The following is a 1,107-nucleotide window of genomic DNA, read 5'->3' on the forward strand; positions in this document are numbered from 1 at the left end:
GTTATGTGCCTAAGGACGGTCATGCTCAAACTGTTAAACCCAAATATTGAATCTGAGTTAAAAGCATACTGTCAAAAATGGCTTTGTCACCTGTCTCAGAATGATTTTGATCAAGCTCTTAATTTGGTAACCGTCCCTAACAATTACGGTACTCGCTGGGGTGAAAAGGAAATAAGAGATGCTGTTTTTGACTATTATGGTAGCGAATCAGAATTTAAAATCGAGAATACCGATATAGCTTTTTGCACCCCGGAGTTCATGGAATGTAATGACGGTAGTTACCTTTTTGGTTTTTATTTCCCTGTTAATGGTGAAATCACTGACTTAACCGTGGAGTTCGAGTTTTCTCGAGTCAATAACAATGAGTTTAGTGCCACCATAAATGACATTCACGTTTTGTAGTAAATGGCACATAACAAAAAAATTAAGTCACTCACTTCGTTCGGATTTTAGCCCACACGTCTGCGCCCCTTATTTAAAAGTTAGGGTTCCTATGTTCAGAGTTCTAGTCTTTTTGATATTGGTATTAGCTATATGCGCACCCTCATATTCAGTTCCTTTGAACACCACTACTGAATCGACAATCAGACAAAATCTTGAAAAGCACGCACTTGATTTTGAACACGTTATTTCCTTCGCCATCGAAAATCAGTTGGAGGTCGTACAATGGGTAGATGGTAGAAATGGGGAGCGGGCTTCGGTTAAGTCAATAATTAAAAAAGGTAGTAGAAATTACATAGAAATAACTGATTCAAGTCTGGATGAACTAACTGAATTTTTACTAAGCGAAAACATAGATGTAATCTGGCTACAGCATTTTGATGGAATTTGGCTCATTAGAAAAGCGTTTACTTTTAAGCATAACGATCGAGAGCAAGAAGGATTTTACACGTTTGGTGAGCCGACTGATAAAGGGTTATGTAAGCTTAGCGATGAATCAGAAGATTATGGTAACTATCAAAAAGTCACAGGTGAGTGGTATATTGCAAAGTGTCAATATCCGTCTACCTCCGGAACCTAACAAACGCATTAAAATGGACGCCTAACAGTTGGCTGGCGCTCATTCTTCGCTAAGTTTAGCCAACTGTTATTCGCAATTTATGCGGG

The 1,107-nt window shown here is 38.6% G+C and carries 2 protein-coding genes; both read left to right on the forward strand.

Features of this window, described 5'->3' with window-relative positions; all coding sequences use genetic code 11:
* The coding region (locus Q4574_RS21420) for a hypothetical protein (RefSeq protein ID WP_303477714.1) at positions 1-402 on the forward strand (402 nt) is incomplete at its 5' end.
* A gap of 91 nt (positions 403-493) precedes the next feature.
* A complete protein-coding gene (locus Q4574_RS21425; protein ID WP_303477715.1) occupies positions 494-1,021 on the forward strand; it encodes a hypothetical protein in 528 nt (175 codons plus the stop codon).
* Positions 1,022-1,107 lie beyond the last annotated feature (86 nt).

Source organism: Aliiglaciecola sp. 3_MG-2023, from assembly GCF_030548205.1.
Lineage (GTDB): Bacteria > Pseudomonadota > Gammaproteobacteria > Enterobacterales > Alteromonadaceae > Aliiglaciecola.

Excerpts from the sequence above, each read along its gene's own strand:
- Q4574_RS21425 (WP_303477715.1), top strand. The coding sequence starts at position 494 with ATGTTCAGAGTTCTAGTCTTTTTGATATTGGTATTAGCTATATGCGCA.